General features: G+C 62.8%; 2 protein-coding genes. One reads left to right on the top strand and one right to left on the bottom strand.

The genetic code is table 11. The features are described from left to right. On the top strand, positions 1 to 703 hold a 703-nt coding region (locus I5W_RS21870; protein WP_044530820.1), incomplete at its 5' end, for an alpha/beta hydrolase. Positions 704 to 758: 55 nt separating this feature from the next. On the opposite strand, the gene nikR is transcribed toward I5W_RS21870, so the two are convergent. Continuing rightward, positions 759 to 1,159, bottom strand: a 401-nt coding sequence (gene nikR, locus I5W_RS21865; RefSeq protein ID WP_044530819.1) for a nickel-responsive transcriptional regulator NikR, incomplete at its 5' end; no start/stop codon positions are given.

Raw genomic sequence — 1,159 nt, 5'->3', positions numbered from 1 at the left:
CCTTCAGAGCAAGGGCGTGCGGGTCAAGGGCGTGCATCGCGGCCCGCGCAAGCGCTTGCTGTCGGTGGCTGAACTGGCCGTACTGTTGCCTTGGTTGCGCCATTTCACCAGCGCCAATGAAGATATCTTGACCCTGTTTGCCTGGACCTGCGCGCCGGGTAAGGATATCTGCGCCATGCACGCCAGCCAGATCAGCCAGGAGCCAGACGGCTGGTGGTGGACTATCCCGCAAGACAAGCTGCGGGCACGACGACGCGATGCGGCCATGGATCATCGTGTGCCGCTGGTGGGGCGGGCACTGGAGATCGTCCGGCGTCGCGTGCAAGCCAGTAGCACGGGTTACCTGTTCGAGGGGCGCAAGGGCGGAGGCTTCGATCCCAAGAATGTCGGCGTGGCAGTCTGGAATGCCCGCGAGGATTGCGAGTCGCGCCCCGACTACCAGCGTCCGCGCTTGCCGATATCGGACTGGACACCCAATGACCTGCGGCGCTCAACGGCGCAACTGCTGTTGGCCCTGGAATGTCCGCAAGAGATGGTGGACGCGGTCCAGGGATGCCAGACCCGGCGTTTGCGCCTTGCAAATGACAGGCATAGCGATGACGCCCTCAGGCGACTCTGGCTGACCAGGCTGGCGCAAGTGCTGGAGCCCTTGATGCAAGGGCGCCTTCCCGCGCCGTGGAGTGAAGAGGAACTGGCTGCCTAAGCCTGAGCTGCCTTTCATGGTCTCCATCATCCTGCGGGACGATGGAGCCATGCGGCTAGCTGTTTTTCCGCTGCGGGGAGGCCGGGGCTAGCGGGCCATGCTTGACGCGCAGGTAAGTCCCTTTTTCAGGTTCGAGGGGGACGATATGGATATTGCCGTGCCGCACCCCGGTCTGCGCGACCATCGCCTCGGCACAGGCTCGTACTTCGCTCACGCGACCTTTGAGGATGACCGTTTCCAGGCAGTTGTCATGATCCAGATGCACATGCTGGGAAGCCGCCGCGACGCCATGGTGGTCGTGCTGCAACTGGTTGAGCCGGTTGGTCAACATGCGCTCATGATGGTTATAAAGATAGGTGACGGTGGCCACGCACCATTTGGCCTTGCCGCCTGCCATCTCGGATTGGCCGAGTTCTTTGCGCCCCAGGTCGCGGAATGCCTCGGAGCGATTGGAGT

Origin of the sequence: Herbaspirillum sp. B65 (assembly GCF_000333555.1) — a bacterium.
Lineage (GTDB): Bacteria > Pseudomonadota > Gammaproteobacteria > Burkholderiales > Burkholderiaceae_D > Herbaspirillum > Herbaspirillum rubrisubalbicans.
This window is presented reverse-complemented; position numbering and strand designations above follow the sequence as displayed.